The following is a 17,309-nucleotide window of genomic DNA, read 5'->3' as shown; positions in this document are numbered from 1 at the left end:
CACCCTGTGGGCCGGCCAAGGCAGAAGCCTGACAAGACAGAAGTGAAAGGTTCTCGCCGTCCCGGCGCGGGCCCCCAGCCAAGCGGTAGCCAGATCATGCGTGTCACCCTCGAGCGTTCCAATCTCCTCAAGTCGCTGAACCATGTGCATCGCGTGGTCGAGCGTCGCAACACAATCCCGATCCTGTCCAATGTGCTGCTCAAGGCCGAGGGCGCGACGCTTGACATGAAGGCGACCGATCTGGATCTGGAAATAACCGAGGCGACGCCGGCGATGGTCGAACAGGCAGGCGCCACCACCGTGCCGGCGCATCTGCTTTATGACATCGTGCGCAAGCTCTCGGACGGCTCGGAAGTGTCGCTGTCGAGCAATGCCGACGGGGCGTCGATGACGGTGGCCTCGGGCCGCTCGAAATTCTCGCTGCAGTGCCTGCCCGAATCGGACTTTCCGGATCTGACCGCCGGCGCCTTCACCCACACCTTCCGGCTCCTCGCGACCCAGCTCAAGATGCTGATCGACCGGACCCAGTTCGCGATCTCGACCGAAGAGACCCGCTATTATCTCAACGGCATTTTCGTGCACACGATCGAGAGCGAAGGCGCGCTGAAGCTGCGCGCGGTCGCCACCGACGGACACCGCCTGGCCCGCGCCGATGTCGACGCGCCATCGGGGTCTGAAGGCATGCCCGGCATCATCATCCCGCGCAAGACCGTGGGCGAATTGCAAAAGCTTGTCGACAATCCCGACGTCACCGTCACGGTGGAAGTCTCGGACGCCAAGATACGCTTCACCATCGGTTCGGTGGTACTGACCTCGAAGCTGATCGACGGCACCTTCCCCGATTACCAGAGGGTGATCCCGACCGGCAATGACAAGGAACTGACGGTCGATTGCCAGACTTTCGCGCAGGCTGTGGACCGGGTGTCGACGATCTCGTCGGAGCGGGGCCGCGCGGTAAAGCTGGCGATTGCCGACGGTCAGCTGACACTTACCGTCAACAATCCCGATTCGGGCAGCGCCACCGAGGAGCTGGCCGTGGGCTATGACCGCGATCCGCTGGAAATCGGCTTCAACGCCAAATATCTGCTCGACATCACCAATCAGCTTTCGGGCAGCAATGCGGTGTTCATGCTGGCCGATCCGGGCTCGCCGACACTGGTGCGCGACACCGCCGGCGATGACGCGCTCTATGTGCTGATGCCGATGCGGGTCTAGAGGCCCTTGCCCTGCTGCACCGGGACCGGCCGCCCGTCGCAAGGCGGCTGAGCGGAGACAAGAGCATTTCTCACCTGAACGGAGGCTCGGAAATGCTCTTGTTTATATGTGCGCAATTCCGGTCGCAAAACCGCTCCACACTTTTGCTGGAATTGCTCTGACATGGCCCCCAGGGTGCATATCCAACGACTGAAGCTTGCGGGTTTCCGCAATTATGCGAACCTGTCGCTCGAGCTTGACCAGCGCCATGTGGTGCTGGCGGGCGACAATGGCGCAGGCAAGACCAATCTGATGGAAGCGCTGTCGCTGCTGACGCCGGGCCGCGGCCTGCGCCGGGCGCCCTATGCCGACCTGCTCAAGGCCGGATCGGGACCGGCCAGCGGCTTCAGCGTCTTTGCCAGCCTTGAGGGCATGGCCGGGCCGGTGGATATCGGCACCGGGGTCGATGGCGGCGAGGATGGCGGAGCCCGCCGGGTGCGGATCAACGGCGCGCCTGCCCGCTCCACCGACGAGCTTCTCGAACATCTCAGGCTGTTGTGGCTGACACCGGCAATGGACGGACTGTTTACCGGGCCTGCGGGCGACCGGCGGCGGTTTCTCGACCGGCTGGTGCTGTCGGTGGACCCGGCGCATGGCGGCCGCGCGCTGAATTACGAACGCGCCATGCGCAGCCGCAACCGGCTGCTTTCTGAAGGACGCGCCGACCCGGCCTGGCTTGACGGGCTGGAGGCGCAGATGACCGAACTGGGCGTCGCCATGGCGATGGCGCGCAATGAAGTGGTCAATCTGCTGTCGGGGCTGATCGAATCGCAGACGGCGCAGAGCGCCTTTCCGGCGGCGACCCTGCGGCTCGAGGGTTTTCTCGAAGACGCGGCCCACCCCTCGGCCAGTGACATGGAAGCCGATTTTGCCGGCATGCTGAAAACCGGCCGCGGCCGCGACTCGGCTGCGGGGCGCACCCTGTCTGGACCGCACCGGTCGGACCTGATCGTGCATCACCGGGCCAAGGCGATGCCGGCTGCCCTGTCCTCGACCGGCGAACAGAAGGCGCTGCTGATCGGCATCGTGCTCGGCCATGCGCAGCTGGTGCGCGGCATGACCGGGCATGCACCGGTGCTGCTGCTTGACGAGATTGCCGCCCATCTTGACGAAGGCCGCCGCGCAGCGTTGTTTGATCTCATCGAGGCGCTCGAATGCCAGGCCTTCATGACCGGGACCGACGCGCATATGTTTGCAAGCCTGGGCGCGCGCGGGCAGATCCTGACCGTGGCCGACGGCCGGGTGACGCCGCACCAGGATAGCGCCTGAGCCGGCGCGACAGGATGGGCGCCGCGGCGCGCAGGGAGACTGGCCATGGATGAAGCGCAACTCAATCCGGACGAAGTGGCGCGCTATGCGCGGCATATCGTGCTCAGGGAGATCGGCGGCGCCGGGCAGCAGAAGCTGAAAGCTGCGCGGGTGCTGGTGCTGGGCGCCGGCGGGCTTGGCTCACCGGTGCTGAGCTACCTGGCTGCCGCAGGCGTCGGGCTGCTCGGCATCATTGATGACGACCATGTGTCGCTGTCCAATCTGCAGCGCCAGATCCTGCATGACACCGCCCATATAGGCATGGCCAAGACCGAAAGCGCGGCCCGCGCGCTCAGGCGGCTCAATCCGCACAGCCGCGTGATCACGCATGAGCTGCGGCTGACCGCGGCCAATGCCGTCGATATCCTGACCGGCTATGATCTGGTGGTGGACGGATCCGACACCATCGAGACCCGCTATTTGCTGGCCGACACCTGCGAGACGCTGAAGATTCCGCTGGTGACGGCGGCCGTGGGCCGCTTTGACGGTTCGGTCACGGTGCTGACACCCTATGAGACAGGCGCAGACGGGACGCCGTGTCCGCGCTACCGGGATCTGTTTCCCGAAGCGCCGCCGCCCGGGATGATGCCGAGTTGCGCCGAAGCCGGCGTCATCGGCGCGCTGACCGGGGTAATCGGCACGCTGGAAGCGATGGAGGTGATCAAGCTGATCACCGGCGCCGGTGAACCGCTGATCGGCCGGCTGCTACTCTATGACGGGCTCAATGCCAGTTTCCAGACCGTGCGCTACGCAAGGAAAGGCTGAACGAACAAAATCGGTGACAGTTTACTTTTCCGGCACACGCTCGCGACCGGCACGAGGCCGCGTGGAAAAGTAAACTGTCACCGATTTTACCGGCTCTCAGTTCCTGTGCGGCAGCACGCGGTCGGGCGGGCGGTGGCCGTCGAAGAAGGTGCGGATGTTGATGATCACCTTGTCGCCCATGTCGATACGGCCCTCGATGGTGGCCGAGCCCATATGCGGCAACAGCAGCACCTTGCCTTCGGCGGCGAGCTTGACCAGGCGCTTGTCGACGGCCGGCTCATGCTCGAACACATCGAGGCCGGCGCCTGAGAGACGGCCCTCGCGCAATGCCTTGATCAGCGCGTCCTCGTCGATGATGCCGCCGCGGGCGGTGTTGACAATGTAAGCGCCGGGTTTCATCAGCTCGAGCCTGCGGGCCGACAGCAGATGAAAGGTGGCCGGCGTTGACGGGCAATGCACCGAGACGATGTCGACGCGGGCCAGCATCTGATCGAGGCTGTCCCAATAGGTGGCCTCGAGCTGGTCCTCGGTGGCCGGATCGACGTGGCGGCGGTTGTGGTAATGGATGGCCAGGCCAAAGGCCTTGGCGCGGCGGGCGACCGCGGTGCCGATGCGGCCCATGCCGATGATGCCGAGCCGCTTGCCACTGATGCGGTGACCCAGCATCCAGGTCGGCGACCAGCCCTTCCAGCTGCCGCCGGTGCCGACGATGACATTGGCACCCTCGGTCAGCCGCCGCGGCACGGCCAGCATCAGCGCCATGGTCATGTCGGCGGTGTCTTCGGAGAGAACATTGGGGGTATTGGTGACGGTGATGCCCTTTTTCTGCGCGGCTTCGACATCGATATTGTCGACGCCATTGCCGAAATTCGCGATCAGCTTCATCTGCGGGCCGGCCTGCTCGATCAGCGCGGCGTCAATCCTGTCGGTCACGGTCGGCACCAGGACATCGGCCGTGCGCATGGCAGCGACCAGCTCGGGCTGGGTGCGGGCCTCATCGGTGATGTTGAGCTCGGCGTCGAACAATTCGCGCATGCGGGTTTCAACCGCGTCGGGCAGACGCCGGGTGATGAAGACCTTGGGTTTTTTTATGGTAGGCATTTTTTCAGGTCCGGGTGTTGAGAGCTCTTTAACCAAACTCGGCGACAGTGGGGATGCGTTCTGCTTTTTCTAACAGACCTACAGGCGATGACAATCCAAAGCGCCCGGATTGCTGTTTTTTAAAGCACCACAAGACACCGCGCCGGACCTTGTCCGCGCCGCCTGGCCTTGACGCAGATGGCCGCCAACCGCGCGCGGGCCACCACGCCGGGGCCAAGGCACCACAGATCAGCAGCGCTGGATGACCGGCGCCCAACCCAGAAGGTGTAAGCCATGCGTCGCCTTTCGTTTATCACCGCAGTCTGTCTGGCCCTGACCGGGCTGGTTGCCAGCCCGATGCTGGACAGCACACCAGGCTCCGCCGCCTTCGCCCAAGGCGCGGCCAAGGGGCCGAGCGGATTGCCGCTGCCGCGTTTCGTCAGCCTCAAGGCCAAGCGGGTCAATCTGCGCATCGGACCCGGCCGCGACTACGCGGTGTCGTGGCTCTACACCAAGTCGGGCGTGCCGATGGAGGTCATCCAGGAATATGACAACTGGCGCCGGGTGCGCGACGCTGAAGGCACCGAGGGCTGGGTCTACCAGTCGTTGCTTTCGGGCGAGCGCACGGCAGTCACCGCGCCGTGGAAGAAGAGCGAAGGCGAAGACAGTTTCATCAACATGCACCGCGAAGCCCGCACCAATGCCAATATCGTGGCGCGGCTCGAGCCGGGCGTGATGGTCGAGATTCTGGCCTGCGACGGCGAATGGTGCGAGGCGCGCGCCGACGGCACCAGCGGCTGGGTGCCGCAAAACGAGATCTGGGGCGCCTATCCCGGCGAAGCCTTCCGCTAGAGCCGGGCCCGGGCTTCAGATGCGCTTGCCATCAATTAAGGTAGGCCCCGAACCGTGGCAAGCGATGCCGGCAGACGCTCCGTGTCATCAACTGCACTGATGGCTGACGAGGAAAGCCGTACCAGGATTGACACTGGACCAGGCGCCTAATATCTTTATACGTAATTCCGTATAAATTGGATGCGCACCCATGACGCAACTCAGATACAACAACATCTTTGACGCCATCACCGACGACAAGAGCGAGGCTGCTGACTTGAGCTTCCGCGCTGACCTCATTGTGACCTTGCGGAATATCTTTGAAGCAAATCAATGGAACCAGGCCGCCATCGCAGGTGCCTTGGAGATTCCTCAGCCACGGGTTAGCGAATTGCTGCGAGGCAAGGTTCACCTTTTCTCGGCAGACAAGTTGATCGGATATCTCGCCAAGCTGGGGGTAAGGCTCAGGCCATCCTTTTCGGCGGATCACGAAGTTGTCTGCGAAGTGGTGACGGCGGCCTGAAGCACGGGACGATTTAGCTGTTTTTCTGCTTTTTGCGTTCCGCTATCAACGCGATCATTTCCTTGTAACGCTGCTGTGCGGTTCGCATCGCCTTGCGGTCCACACCATTGGTCGTTTTGGTGAAGGCATGCAGGATGAACACCGTGTCCTCAAACTTGGCGCAGTAGACAGCCCTGTAAGCCGGGCTGCCATTCTCGATGAGTTCAATGGCGCCCGGGCCAACGCTGCCAGTCAGGTGCTTGATCGGCAGCAGTGGCTCCTGCCCATTCTGTATGGCGTTGAGACTGACGCCAAACTGGCTCACGATCTCGCGTGGCAGATCCGGAAAATCCCGCTTGGCCGCTTCACTGACGAATTCGAACGCCTTCATCGCTCCGTCCCAAATCAAGCCATTAGACATCCAAAACAAGGATGCGCAAAGCATTTTGGCCGGTGATGAACCTGCTGCCTCACAGAATGCGAACCGCTCCCTTTGACGCACTGCTGGTCATGGCGGCATAGGCTTTCAGCGCGGTCGAGACGGCGCGCTTGCGCGGTTTTTCCGGCTTCCAGCCTTCCGCCTCGCGCCGGGCCCGGCGCTCGGTGAGCGTGACCTCGTCGACGGCAAGATGAATGCTGCGATTGGGAATGTCGATCTCGATGAGATCGCCGTCCTCGACCAGACCGATCAATCCGCCTTCGGCGGCTTCGGGCGACACATGGCCGATCGACAGCCCCGAGGAGCCGCCGGAGAAGCGGCCATCGGTGACCAGCGCGCAGGCCTTGCCCAGGCCCTTGGACTTGAGATAGCTGGTCGGGTAGAGCATTTCCTGCATGCCGGGGCCGCCGCGCGGCCCTTCATAGCGGATCAGCACCACCTGGCCGGGCTTGACCTTGCCTGTCAGGATGTCGGAGACGGCATCATCCTGGCTTTCAAAAATCTTCGCAGGACCGGAGAATTTCAGGATCGATTCGTCGACGCCCGCGGTTTTGACGATGCAGCCGTCCTCGGCGAGATTGCCGAACAGCACCGCCAGTCCGCCGTCCTGCGAAAAGGCGTGTTCGGCATTGCGGATCACGCCGGCTTCGCGATCGGTATCAATGTCCTTGTAGCGGCGCGATTGCGAGAAAGCCGTCTGGGTCGGGACCCCGCCGGGTGCCGCGCGATAGAATTCATGCACGGCTTCGTCGGTCGACTGCACCACATCCCATTTCTTCAGCGCATCCTTGAGGGTCTTCTCGTGGATGGTGCCCACCGATGTGTCGAGCAGGCCGGCCCGGTCCAGTTCGCCGAGAATAGCCATGATGCCGCCGGCGCGGTGGATGTCTTCCATATGCACATCGGCCTTGGCGGGCGCGACCTTGCACAGCACCGGCACCTTGCGCGACAGCCGGTCGATATCGGCCATGGTGAAATCGACCTCGCCCTCATGGGCGATCGCCAGGAGATGCAGCACGGTGTTGGTCGACCCGCCCATGGCGATGTCGAGGATCATGGCATTCTCGAAGGCGGCGAAACTGGCAATCGACCGCGGCAGCACGCTGGCGTCGTCACCGGTGTAATATTGCTTGGCCAGCGCGACGGCGGTGCGTCCGGCCTCGCGGAACAGCCGCTCGCGGTCGGAATGGGTGGCGAGCGTCGAACCATTGCCCGGCAGCGCCAGGCCCATGGCTTCGGCAAGGCAGTTCATCGAATTGGCGGTGAACATTCCGGAGCATGACCCGCAGGTCGGGCAGGCGGCGCGCTCGATCGAGGCCACGTCGGCATCGCTGATATTGTCATCGGCGGCGGCAACCATGGCGTCGACCAGGTCCAGCGCCTTCTCAGAGCCGTCCTCGAGAATCACCTTGCCGGCCTCCATCGGGCCGCCGGAGACGAAAACGACGGGAATGTTGAGCCGCATCGCCGCCATCAGCATGCCCGGCGTGATCTTGTCGCAATTGGAAATGCAGACCATCGCATCGGCGCAATGGGCATTGACCATGTATTCGACCGAATCGGCGATCAGTTCGCGCGACGGCAGCGAATAGAGCATGCCGTCATGGCCCATGGCGATGCCGTCATCGACGGCGATGGTGTTGAATTCCTTGGCGACACCGCCGGCCTGTTCGATTTCGCCGGCGACCAGCTGCCCCAGATCCTTGAGGTGCACATGGCCGGGGACGAACTGGGTGAAGGAATTGACCACCGCGATGATCGGCTTGCCGAAATCGCCGTCCTTCATGCCGGTGGCGCGCCACAGGCCGCGGGCGCCAGCCATGTTGCGGCCATGGGTGGAGGTTCTCGAACGAAAGGGCGGCATGAGCAATTCCTCTTTGGGCTTCCGGAACAAGCGGCATCCCCGCGCGCTTGGTTCGGGGCATGACAGTGTGCTGATGCTCATAATCGGAAAACAGCTGCATTTCCAGAGGGATCAACCCACAGCGGTGTCAGCGCCTGTCCGCGCCGCGCAGTTCAGCTGTTTGAAGGACGCCGGAGGCCCTGTCTGCCGCCCGAGAGGGCCTCAGCGCTTGGGACGGACGCGGATCACCACATCGACATGGGTGATTTCCATACCGTCTGGCGCCTCCGGCAGATCGGAGACCGAGATATTGCCGACCGGAATGTCGAGCACCCGGTTGCAGCCCTCGACCACGAAATGATGGTGGTCGGAGACATTGGTGTCGAAATAGGTTTTCGCGGTTTCCAGCGACAGCACCCTGAGCAGGCCGGCCTCGGTGAACTGGTGCAGCGTGTTGTAGACGGTGGCAAGCGAACAGGAACAGCCGATGCAGGTGGCTTCCTCGTGCAGCTCCTCGGCGGTCAGATGCCGGTCGCCCTTGGCGAACAGCAGATCCGCCAGAGCCACGCGCTGACGCGTCGGACGGAGCCCCGCGCCGCGCAGGCGTGCGGCCGCGTCGCGGTCGGTGGATTTTGATCTCTGAGCTACAGGCATGGTCTACGGCGTCCAATCGATGGATGTCATGGCTTCCATATATCTTTTGTGGGCAGTGCTTTCAATAGACCGCTTGAAAGCCACTTTCCGTTACGTCGCCTCTTTCCCTTGCAGGCCTCATCCTTTATTCGGGAATGCCGCGACGGGTGGTTTCGCCGCAATGCGGGCCTGTGCTAGCGTGCACAGCAGAATTTGAAGCCGCGCGGAGGCGGCGAACGAGGAGATGCATTTTTCATGGTCGACAGGCAATCGAGCTATACATACGACGAAATCCTGACCTGCGCCGAAGGCGAGCTGTTCGGACCGGGCAATGCGCAACTGCCGCTGCCGCCGATGCTGATGGTGCACCGGATTACCGATATTTCGGAAACCGGTGGCGAATTCGACAAGGGCTATCTGCGCGCCGAATTCGACATCACCCCCGATCTCTGGTTCTTCCCCTGCCATTTCAAGGGCAATCCGGTGATGCCCGGCTGTCTCGGGCTGGACGGCATGTGGCAGTTGACCGGGTTCTATCTCGGCTGGCTTGGCGAGCAGGGCCGCGGCATGGCGCTGTCGACCGGCGAAGTGAAATTCAAGGGCATGGTCACGCCCGAGGTCAAGAAGCTCGAATACGGCATCGACTTCAAGCGCGTCATGCGCGGACGCCTGGTGCTGGGCATTGCCAATGGCTGGCTCAAGGCCGATGGCGAAACCATTTATAACGCAACGGATTTGAAGGTCGGCCTTGCAAAAGACAAGACCGGCTGACACATCCGGTAGCCGGACACCCACAACGGGCGTCAGGACACACCAGGACCCTCTACTCGAAAGGGCAGACATATGAGACGAGTCGTTGTGACGGGCATGGGGATCGTATCCTCGATCGGCAACACAGCCAGCGAAGTGACCGACTCACTGCGCCAGGCCAAATCCGGCATCAGTTTCAGCCAGGATTTCGCCGACCATGGCTTCCGCAGCCAGGTCTGGGGGGCGCCGACGCTGGATCCGACCGAAATGGTCGACCGCCGCGCCATGCGATTTCTGTCGCGCGGCGGCGCCTGGAACCATGTCGCCATGAAGCAGGCGATCGAGGATGCCGGGCTGACGGAGGCCGAGATCAGCCATGAGCGCACCGGCATTGTCATGGGCTCGGGCGGACCGTCGACACGGACGCTGATCGATGCCGCCGACATTACCCGCAAGAATGGCAGTCCGAAGCGCATCGGCCCCTTCGCGGTGCCCAAAGCCATGTCCTCGACTGCGTCTGCCACGCTGGCGACCTGGTTCAAGATCCACGGCGTGAACTACTCGATCTCGTCGGCCTGCTCGACCTCGGCGCATTGCATCGGCAATGCTGCGGAGCTGATCCAGTGGGGCAAGCAGGACATGGTGTTTGCCGGCGGTCACGAGGACCTCGACTGGTCGATGTCGAACCTGTTTGATGCCATGGGCGCGATGAGCTCGAAATACAACGAGACCTCGCCAACCACGGCAAGCCGCGCCTATGACATTACCCGCGACGGCTTTGTCATCGCCGGCGGCGCCGGTGTGCTGGTGATGGAAGAGCTCGAGCACGCCAAGGCGCGCGGCGCCAAGATCTATGGCGAGCTGACCGGCTATGGCGCCACATCCGACGGCCACGACATGGTGGCGCCGTCGGGCGAAGGTGCGATCCGCTGCATGCGGCAGGCGCTGACCACGGTCAAGGGCCGGGTCGACTACATCAACACCCACGGCACCTCGACGCCGGTGGGCGACTCCAAGGAAATCGGCGCGATCCGCGAAGTGTTCGGCACCGACATGCCGCATGTGCAGTCGACCAAATCGCTGACCGGCCATTCGCTCGGCGCCACCGGGGTGCAGGAGGCGATCTACTCGCTTTTGATGATGAAGGAGAACTTCATCGGCGAGAGCGCCCACATCACCGAACTGGACCCCGAATTTGACGGTGTGCCGATCGTGCGCGAGCGCATCGACGACGCCAAGATTGACACCGTGCTGTCGAACTCCTTCGGCTTTGGCGGAACCAACGCGACGCTCGTGTTCCAGCGTTATAACGGATGAACAGCATGACCGGAATAATGCAGGGCAAGCGGGGCCTGATCATGGGCGTCGCCAACAGCCACTCGATTGCCTGGGGCATCGCCAAGCAGCTCTCCGAGGCCGGCGCCGAACTGGCGTTCACCTATCAGGGCGAGGCTTTCGGACGGCGGGTCAAGCCGCTGGCCGATTCGCTCGGCTCGACGCTGCTGCTGCCATGCGATGTCGAGGATGTCAGCACTGTCGACGCCGTGTTCGACCGCCTGAAGGAAGAATGGGGCACAATCGACTTTGTCGTCCATGCCATCGGGTTTTCCGACAAGAACGAGCTCAAGGGCCGTTATGCCGATGTGACCACGCGGGCGAATTTTTCCCGCACCATGGTGATCTCGGCCTATTCGTTCACGGAAGTGGCACAGCGCGCCGCGCCCCTGATGCGCGACGGCGGCTCGATCCTGACGCTGACCTATGGCGGCTCGATGCGGGTGATGCCGAACTACAATGTGATGGGCATTGCCAAGGCCGCACTTGAAGCCATGGTGCGCTATCTTGCCGCCGATTACGGCCAGGACCGCATCCGCGTCAACGCGATTTCGGCAGGCCCGGTGCGGACGCTGGCGGGTGCCGGCATCGGCGATGCACGCGCCATGTTCAGCTATCAGAAGAAGAACGCGCCGCTCAGACGCACCGTCGACATCGACGATGTCGGCAAATCGGCGCTCTATCTGCTGTCGGACCTGTCATCGGGCGTCACCGGCGAAATCCACTACGTCGATTCCGGCTTCAACATCACCTCGATGCCGATTGTCGAGGAACTGACCAAGGCCGACACGGAATAGCGCCGGGCGTAAGCTCTGGTGGAAACGGGAAGCCTCGGGCCGGATGGTTCGGGGCTTTTTTTGTGAACCATCCCCTGACACGCGATGCAGTCAACGTCAGTTTATGACCGGATCCAGACCCATGAGGTAACTCAGCGGCGCATGATCATCGGTCAGGATCTTTGCGTTCTTGCGCTGAAGAATGGTGTCGACAAAGCCGGTTTCCAAGACCTGGAAGCGGGTGACATCCGGCGCCTCCGTCTCGATTGACGATACGGGGCTGTCCCGTGCGCTGGCCAACAGGACAAAAACCCGACGCTCACCTTTTCGGGGCGGGCTTCCGACGGTCCAGACCTCGACGCTTGGAAACACCTTGCGCAATGTCGTCACCACTGCCGCCAGCGCATCGAGCCTGTCGAGATTGTCCAGGAGGTTCATGGCAAAGACCCCGCCCGAGGTCAGCCTGTCGGAGACGAGGGTGAAAAATTCCAGCGTCACCAAATGTTCAGGGACTGCGATGTCGGTGAAGGCATCGCCAATGATGACATCGAACTGTTGAGGTTTGTTGCGCAGCGCCACCCGCGCATCCGCGTGCAGGACCGAGGCAGTCGCGGGGTCAAACCAGAAGCGGTCGACGGCCATGGCCGTCACGTCGGGGTCGATCTCGGCAATGGTCATGCCTGAAATCCCCCTGTCCGCCCAGGCCCGGGGCACGGAGTAGGATCCTCCACCAATATGAAAGGACGTGAAATCGGTTCGCCCCATGCGCATTCGGGGCAAAGCATCCAGCATTGCCGCGTGTTCGGTGAACATGACCCGTGGCGCGTTTCGGGCGCTGATCCCATGCGCAAGGTGATCGACGATCATCAGGTTGACCGGATCCTGCGCATTGTCGGAAACCGCCATCGTCCGGATGCAGTAATAGCTGCTTTCCCGGTCGCACACGGGCGGCAGATCGAAAGAAGCAACGCCGATCAGAAAGACCATGCCCACGCCTGAGACAGCGCCCATGGATTCGGCGCGCGACGCGCCGCCGAGCCAGAAACAGATACCCGCAGCCATGAGATAGACCACGGCGACCACAAACAGGGTTGCCACCGAGCCCAGCCAAGGAACAAAGACAAAGCCCGCCAGCAGTGTGCCGGCAATTGCGCCGATCGCCCCCGCCGCAAACATCGCACCGAGCGCGCGCTCGGATTGGTCACTGGTGCGCATCGCGGCCACGGTCAGGACAGGTGCCGGCACACCTGCGAAAAGCGACGGCAGGAAGAATGCAAGCCCGCTCAGGGCCGTGATCGCCGCCAGCGGATGCTGGAGGGTTTCGAGGACCGGGCTGGCAACAGCCCGCAGGAGCAAGGTTGCCGCGGCAGTTGTGCAGGCGGCTGCGATCATGGTCCAGCCCGTCATCCGCAGAGCGCGGCCGGTGGGGAGCCCGGCGATCCTCCCGCCCCACCAGTGGCCGGCTGAAAAGCCTGCAAGCACCACCGCTATGATGGATGTCCAGGTGTAGAGGCTCATGCCGACATAGGGTGCGATCATGCGCCCGGCGAGGATCTCGACGACAAGGCTGGATGCGGAAATGCCGGCCTGAAGGAAGATCAGCAGCCAGAGCGGCATCAGCCTGCGGCGGAAGGGCCTTGTCATCAGCGGACCGGCATCGCTACGCCGGAAACCCGGTCAAGCGGCCCTGGCTTTCTCGCGGACAGAGACGCTCCATCCGTGTCATGCGCAAAGCTGTCTTTCGTGTAGAGCACTGAGACGATCCTCCCCGAGCCATGCCCGCGCCCGCTTCGCCACCTTACACCTCTTGGCCTATTTCAGGCCCGCCGTGGCAATCTTCTCGGCCAGCTGCGATGTCGCCGCGCTGCGGGCTGCGGCGATCTGGCTGGGGGTGGGTTTGGCCGGCAGCGGCACCGAAATCGAGAATTGGCCCGAGCGATCGGCCCCGGCATTTTCGGGGGCTACGAAAAACTGGCCGGCAATCCGGAAGGCGCCGTCGGCGGTCGCCAGCATTTCCTCGATGCGGACATCGACCCGGGCCTCGGCGCGGCCGCGGAACGGCCAGGGCTCGGGCACCACCATGGCGCCGGTGATGGCGGCCATGTCGCGCGCCAGCTGCAGGGTGATTGCGCGCGCCGGGTTGTCGGCCCAGAGTGGGCCCAGCTCGGTGATCGCGCCGTCCGCGCCTTGCGTGAATATCTGCTCGGACGCGGCATAGACCGGCAGGGTGACCTCGACCACCTCCACGGTCTCGTAGCGCGAGCTGATGCGCACCGAGGGTTCGATCTGCTCGCTGGCGTAGCGGATGTCCTTGGTGGTGCAGGCGCTCAGCGCAACGGCCGAGAGCAGCAGCATCAGCGTGGAGATTTGGCGTTTTGGCATTGGTCTACCGTCCCAGAATGAGCGAATTCGGGTTGCGTTCGATGGCGCGGGCCAGGCTTTCGATGGCGCGCGCGGCGGCGTTGATCTCGCGAATTGCACCGCGGGCTTCGCGGCTGAACTCGGAATCCTCGGAATAGGTCGCCAGTGCCGTTCCGGCCTGGCCTGCGACCTTGCGCAATTCGCCGGCAAGCTGCGGCAACGTTGCCGAGGCTTCGGCGATGGCGTCAGCGGCCTCGCGGGCCGAGGACAGCGTCGCATTGGCATTGTCGACCAGACCGCCATTCTGCAGCTCGTCCAGCGTCTGGCGCATGGCGGCCAGCGCGCCGTTGAGTTCGGCCGGCAATTGCCGGGTGGAGTCCTGATCGAGCAGCAGATTGGCCGCCTCGAGCAGGTTCGAGGCGCGGTCGGCGAGGTCATTCAGCGGCACTTCGCCGGCATTTGTGAGGATGCCGCGGGCCTGTTCGACCAGTTGCGGCAGGCCGTCGGCGGCGGTGGCGACGGCGTCAACCGTCTCGGTCAGGCGCTCGATGGTCTTTTGGGTCTCGATCTCGCGCATCAGCCGGTTGAGGGTCTCGCCGGTGGTCTTGAGTTCATCAAGCAGCCCGCCGATCTGCTCGGGCATGCCTTGGACACGCTGGCTTTCAGCCACGGTGCGCACGGCCGCCAGCAGGCCGGTGAGTTCGGCAGGGGCTGCCTGCAGTTCCTTGGAGCCGACCAGTGCGGTTGCATTGCCGAGAAAGGCGATCACCGACTGCATCAGTTCCTCGATCGGAAGATCGCTGACGCGCTGCAGCACGCCTTGCGCGGTGGCCCCGACATCGGCGACATCGGCGGGTGCGGTGGGAATTGTCGGCAGCGGCGTGGCCGAGCGGTCAAGCGTTGCGGGCTCGGCATCGGGGAGATCGGTGAGCTCGATCTTGAGACCGCCGGTGAACAGGGATGCGTTGACCAGCCGGGCGCGCAGACCGTCCCCGGTGCGGTCCTCGAGATAATCCAGCAGCGCGCCTTCGCCAGCGCCCTCGCCCAGGCCAAGACGGCCCGGATTGAGCCGCACCGAGGCAATCAGCCGGACATAGCTGTCGCCGAACCGCTCCTTGTCGACCAGCCCATTGATGCCGGTGACATCGCCGACCCGCAGGCCGCCAAGCTCGACGGCCGCACCTGTGGACAGGCCGGGCAGGTTCTGGTCGAAGACCATGGCGACATCGACGGCCTTGCCTTCGTCCTCGATCAGGAATTCGTCGCGGGCCTCATCTTCGGTCTTGAACAGTTCATAGACGGTGCCCTCGGTCAGCGGTTCCCCGCCCGAGCCAATGGTCTCGAAGGTCACGCCGCCGGAAATCAGCGAGGCGAGAGAGGTGAAATTGACCTTGGCGCCGGTGGCGCCGAGTGAAAAGCTGAAGCCGGAAATGTCCCAGAAGCGGGTCGATGTGGTGACGAAACCGGTCATCGGTTCGTAGATCACCGCATCGGCGACGACCCCGGTGCCGTCGGCATTGAACGTGGTTTCGCCGATCGCGCCGACCTCGACATCCTTGTAGAGGATCGGGGTTCCGGCGCCCGGCAGGCCCTTGGTCGAGCGCAGCTTGAAGGTGATGCCCTCGCGGCCCAGACCGATCAGCGGGGCATCGTCGAGGCCCTGAAACTCGCTCTGCGGCAGCGACGCGACATTGTCCCAGACGCCCTGGATATAGACGCCCGAAAGCACCGTATCGAGGCCGGACACGCCGCGGGCGCTGACCTGCGGACGCACCACCCAGAATTTTGCATCCGAATCGATGTAGCGGGCCAGATCCTTCTCGATGCGGATCGACACCACGACCTTTTCGAGATCGGCGCTGAAGCGGATCTTTTCGACCTTGCCGACGCTGAGATCGCGATAGCGAAGCTGGGTTTCCTGGGCCTTGATCCCGCCGGCCTCGGTGAAGGCGATTTCGATCAGCGGGCCGCGCTGATTGTAGTTCTGCCAGGCCGCGGCAAGCGCGATGGCGAGGGCAATGATCGGGATTGCCCAGATCAGCGAGGCGCTGTCCCAGAAGCTCTTCCTGCCGGGCCTGACCGGAACATTTCCGGGACGGCCGGATCCGGGAGTGTCGATATCGCTCATCCGGCGGTGTCGCTTTCTTGATGGGGTTCATCCCAGATCAGGCGGGTGTCGAAGGACTGCGCCGACAACATGGTGAAGACAACCGACAGGGCGAAGGTCAGCGCCGCCGGTCCGGGCCGGATCGAGGCCACGACGGAGAGCTGGACCAGCGAGCTGAGAATCGCCACCACGAACACATCGATCATCGACCAGCGGCCAATGAACTCGACCACCTCGTAAAGATGATGGCGCCGGCCCGACGACATCCGGGTGCCGCGCCGCACCGAGATGGCCAGATAGGCAATGGCCATGAATTTTCCGACCGGGATCAGCACGCTGGCGATAAGGATGATGGTGGCGACACCGATCGCGCCATGCTGCAGCAGTTCGACCGCGCCTCCGACAATGGTGCTTTCGGAATGCTGCAACAGGGTCTGGGTGACCAGCATCGGATAGAGATTGGCCGGAACATAGCAGATCAGCCCGGCAAGCCACAGCGCCCAGACCTTCTGCAGGCTGCGGGTGTCGCGCGATTGCAGGTGACTGCCGCAGCGCTCGCACTGCGCGGTGCCGGCCGGCCAGACCCGCGCACAGTGGCGACAGGCAACCAGACCCGCCGCGCGTGCGGTCAATCCCGTTGATGTTCCAGTGATTTCCATACCGACCATGTACAGTAAAAGTTGTCGCTAACAAGGACTATGAAGACGAAAGCGGTGAACATCCAGAACGCCGGCCCGAAGCCGATCGAGGCCAGGGCCGCGACCTTGACCAGCGCAACCGCGCAGCCGATTGCGAAGATTTCGGCCATGGCCCAGGGCTTGAGCCGCTGCGACAGGCCGAAGGCGGGTTTCGCGTAGCGGTAGGGAACGCGGTCGCGCACGATCGGCGTGAGCACATAAAGCACCAGCAGCAGGCGCAGAGCCGGGATCAGCACCACCATGGCGGCCGTCGCCACCGCCAGCAACGCCATCAGGCCCGAACGGAACGACAGCGCCGTGTCGAGGATCGAAGCCTGGTTGGTGAACCCCGACACCTCGATATCGAGAAACGGAAAGAACACCGCCGAGACGATCAGGATCAGCATGGCCACCGTCAGCGCGATGATCTTGAGGCCGGCCTTGCGGATCGGCGCAATCAGCACGGTGTGACAGCGCGCGCAGACCGCGCGCTCGCCGCTGGCGGGCACCTGGGCGGTATAGAGCGCATCGCAATGCGGGCAGGCGATCAGATCTTCAAGATCGGCTCTGCCGGCAAACGCCGTCCGGGAAACATCTGTGTCGGTCTCTGCCACTCAATCCAGTCCTTTCCCGGTTGGCTGTTCCATG

Annotated in this window: 17 protein-coding genes; 8 read left to right on the top strand and 9 right to left on the bottom strand. The window is 63.4% G+C overall.

Annotation, left to right across the window (positions count from 1 at the left end):
• The first annotated feature begins 96 nt into the window (after positions 1-96).
• From dnaN to OEG82_RS03615, 3 genes are all read left to right on the top strand, one after another.
• Positions 97-1,215 (top strand): DNA polymerase III subunit beta, encoded by a 1,119-nt coding sequence (dnaN, locus tag OEG82_RS03625; protein WP_267611112.1) that lies wholly within the window; start codon positions 97-99, stop codon positions 1,213-1,215.
• A 162-nt stretch (positions 1,216-1,377) separates the two neighbouring features.
• Complete coding sequence (gene recF / locus OEG82_RS03620) at positions 1,378-2,523, top strand: DNA replication/repair protein RecF (RefSeq protein ID WP_267611111.1); 1,146 nt, start codon at positions 1,378-1,380, stop codon at positions 2,521-2,523.
• 45 nt (positions 2,524-2,568) lie between these two features.
• Positions 2,569-3,327 carry a molybdopterin-synthase adenylyltransferase MoeB gene (locus OEG82_RS03615; protein WP_267611110.1) on the top strand — a complete coding sequence of 253 codons (759 nt, stop codon included), beginning with the start codon at positions 2,569-2,571 and terminating at the stop codon, positions 3,325-3,327.
• Between the two features lie 96 nt (positions 3,328-3,423).
• Here OEG82_RS03615 and OEG82_RS03610 read toward each other — a convergent pair whose 3' ends face one another.
• Positions 3,424-4,428 carry a 2-hydroxyacid dehydrogenase gene (locus tag OEG82_RS03610; protein WP_267611109.1) on the bottom strand — a complete coding sequence of 335 codons (1,005 nt, stop codon included), beginning with the start codon at positions 4,426-4,428 and terminating at the stop codon, positions 3,424-3,426.
• Between the two features lie 273 nt (positions 4,429-4,701).
• Between OEG82_RS03610 and OEG82_RS03605 the strand changes: the two genes are divergently transcribed.
• Together OEG82_RS03605 and OEG82_RS03600 are read left to right on the top strand one after the other, a co-directional pair.
• Positions 4,702-5,259: an SH3 domain-containing protein gene (locus OEG82_RS03605; RefSeq protein ID WP_267611108.1), complete on the top strand. Its 558-nt coding sequence runs from the start codon at positions 4,702-4,704 to the stop codon at positions 5,257-5,259.
• A 190-nt stretch (positions 5,260-5,449) separates the two neighbouring features.
• Positions 5,450-5,761 (top strand): helix-turn-helix domain-containing protein, encoded by a 312-nt coding sequence (locus tag OEG82_RS03600; protein WP_267611107.1) that lies wholly within the window; start codon positions 5,450-5,452, stop codon positions 5,759-5,761.
• Positions 5,762-5,774: 13 nt separating this feature from the next.
• Here the strand turns inward: OEG82_RS03600 and OEG82_RS03595 are convergent, their stop codons facing one another.
• From OEG82_RS03595 to irrA, 3 genes are all read right to left on the bottom strand, one after another.
• Complete coding sequence (locus tag OEG82_RS03595; RefSeq protein ID WP_267611106.1) at positions 5,775-6,131, bottom strand: type II toxin-antitoxin system RelE/ParE family toxin; 357 nt, start codon at positions 6,129-6,131, stop codon at positions 5,775-5,777.
• A gap of 79 nt (positions 6,132-6,210) precedes the next feature.
• Positions 6,211-8,043 (bottom strand): dihydroxy-acid dehydratase, encoded by a 1,833-nt coding sequence (gene ilvD / locus OEG82_RS03590; protein ID WP_267611105.1) that lies wholly within the window; start codon positions 8,041-8,043, stop codon positions 6,211-6,213.
• A gap of 201 nt (positions 8,044-8,244) precedes the next feature.
• Positions 8,245-8,676 carry an iron response transcriptional regulator IrrA gene (gene irrA, locus OEG82_RS03585; RefSeq protein WP_267611104.1) on the bottom strand — a complete coding sequence of 144 codons (432 nt, stop codon included), beginning with the start codon at positions 8,674-8,676 and terminating at the stop codon, positions 8,245-8,247.
• Positions 8,677-8,910: 234 nt separating this feature from the next.
• Between irrA and fabA the strand changes: the two genes are divergently transcribed.
• The 3 genes from fabA (at position 8,911) to fabI (ending at position 11,537) form a co-directional block, all read left to right on the top strand.
• Positions 8,911-9,426, top strand: a complete 516-nt coding sequence (fabA, locus tag OEG82_RS03580; RefSeq protein WP_267611103.1) for a 3-hydroxyacyl-[acyl-carrier-protein] dehydratase FabA — start codon at positions 8,911-8,913, stop codon at positions 9,424-9,426.
• Between the two features lie 72 nt (positions 9,427-9,498).
• On the top strand, positions 9,499-10,722 hold the full coding sequence (gene fabB, locus OEG82_RS03575; RefSeq protein ID WP_267611102.1) for a beta-ketoacyl-ACP synthase I: 1,224 nt from the start codon (positions 9,499-9,501) through the stop codon (positions 10,720-10,722).
• A 5-nt stretch (positions 10,723-10,727) separates the two neighbouring features.
• Entirely contained in the window at positions 10,728-11,537 is an 810-nt protein-coding gene (gene fabI / locus OEG82_RS03570) for an enoyl-ACP reductase FabI (RefSeq protein WP_267611101.1), read from the top strand.
• A 96-nt stretch (positions 11,538-11,633) separates the two neighbouring features.
• On the opposite strand, the gene OEG82_RS03565 is transcribed toward fabI, so the two are convergent.
• From OEG82_RS03565 to OEG82_RS03545, 5 genes are all read right to left on the bottom strand, one after another.
• The gene (locus tag OEG82_RS03565; RefSeq protein ID WP_267614848.1) at positions 11,634-13,133 is read right to left on the bottom strand and encodes a fused MFS/spermidine synthase; all 1,500 of its coding nucleotides are present in this window, start codon (positions 13,131-13,133) and stop codon (positions 11,634-11,636) included.
• Positions 13,134-13,328: 195 nt separating this feature from the next.
• Positions 13,329-13,898 carry a PqiC family protein gene (locus tag OEG82_RS03560; protein WP_267611100.1) on the bottom strand — a complete coding sequence of 190 codons (570 nt, stop codon included), beginning with the start codon at positions 13,896-13,898 and terminating at the stop codon, positions 13,329-13,331.
• 4 nt (positions 13,899-13,902) lie between these two features.
• Positions 13,903-16,005, bottom strand: a complete 2,103-nt coding sequence (locus OEG82_RS03555) for a PqiB family protein (RefSeq protein WP_267611099.1) — start codon at positions 16,003-16,005, stop codon at positions 13,903-13,905.
• Positions 16,002-16,616 carry a paraquat-inducible protein A gene (locus OEG82_RS03550; protein ID WP_267611098.1) on the bottom strand — a complete coding sequence of 205 codons (615 nt, stop codon included), beginning with the start codon at positions 16,614-16,616 and terminating at the stop codon, positions 16,002-16,004. The genes OEG82_RS03555 and OEG82_RS03550 overlap by 4 nt, the downstream gene beginning before the upstream one ends.
• Positions 16,613-17,275 carry a paraquat-inducible protein A gene (locus OEG82_RS03545; RefSeq protein ID WP_267611097.1) on the bottom strand — a complete coding sequence of 221 codons (663 nt, stop codon included), beginning with the start codon at positions 17,273-17,275 and terminating at the stop codon, positions 16,613-16,615. Before OEG82_RS03545 ends, OEG82_RS03550 begins: the two co-directional genes overlap by 4 nt.
• Positions 17,276-17,309: the final 34 nt, after the last annotated feature.

It is taken from the genome of Hoeflea ulvae, assembly GCF_026619435.1.
Classification (GTDB): domain Bacteria; phylum Pseudomonadota; class Alphaproteobacteria; order Rhizobiales; family Rhizobiaceae; genus Hoeflea; species Hoeflea ulvae.
Note: the sequence above shows the minus strand (reverse complement) of the source record. Positions and strands in the feature narration are given on the sequence as shown.

Excerpts from the sequence above, each read along its gene's own strand:
- dnaN (WP_267611112.1), top strand. The coding sequence starts at position 97 with ATGCGTGTCACCCTCGAGCGTTCCAATCTCCTCAAGTCGCTGAACCAT.
- recF (WP_267611111.1), top strand. The coding sequence starts at position 1,378 with ATGGCCCCCAGGGTGCATATCCAACGACTGAAGCTTGCGGGTTTCCGC.
- OEG82_RS03615 (WP_267611110.1), top strand. The coding sequence starts at position 2,569 with ATGGATGAAGCGCAACTCAATCCGGACGAAGTGGCGCGCTATGCGCGG.
- OEG82_RS03610 (WP_267611109.1), bottom strand. The coding sequence starts at position 4,428 with ATGCCTACCATAAAAAAACCCAAGGTCTTCATCACCCGGCGTCTGCCC.
- OEG82_RS03605 (WP_267611108.1), top strand. The coding sequence starts at position 4,702 with ATGCGTCGCCTTTCGTTTATCACCGCAGTCTGTCTGGCCCTGACCGGG.
- OEG82_RS03600 (WP_267611107.1), top strand. The coding sequence starts at position 5,450 with ATGACGCAACTCAGATACAACAACATCTTTGACGCCATCACCGACGAC.
- OEG82_RS03595 (WP_267611106.1), bottom strand. The coding sequence starts at position 6,131 with ATGAAGGCGTTCGAATTCGTCAGTGAAGCGGCCAAGCGGGATTTTCCG.
- ilvD (WP_267611105.1), bottom strand. The coding sequence starts at position 8,043 with ATGCCGCCCTTTCGTTCGAGAACCTCCACCCATGGCCGCAACATGGCT.
- irrA (WP_267611104.1), bottom strand. The coding sequence starts at position 8,676 with ATGCCTGTAGCTCAGAGATCAAAATCCACCGACCGCGACGCGGCCGCA.
- fabA (WP_267611103.1), top strand. The coding sequence starts at position 8,911 with ATGGTCGACAGGCAATCGAGCTATACATACGACGAAATCCTGACCTGC.
- fabB (WP_267611102.1), top strand. The coding sequence starts at position 9,499 with ATGAGACGAGTCGTTGTGACGGGCATGGGGATCGTATCCTCGATCGGC.
- fabI (WP_267611101.1), top strand. The coding sequence starts at position 10,728 with ATGACCGGAATAATGCAGGGCAAGCGGGGCCTGATCATGGGCGTCGCC.
- OEG82_RS03565 (WP_267614848.1), bottom strand. The coding sequence starts at position 13,133 with ATGCCGCTCTGGCTGCTGATCTTCCTTCAGGCCGGCATTTCCGCATCC.
- OEG82_RS03560 (WP_267611100.1), bottom strand. The coding sequence starts at position 13,898 with ATGCCAAAACGCCAAATCTCCACGCTGATGCTGCTGCTCTCGGCCGTT.
- OEG82_RS03555 (WP_267611099.1), bottom strand. The coding sequence starts at position 16,005 with ATGAGCGATATCGACACTCCCGGATCCGGCCGTCCCGGAAATGTTCCG.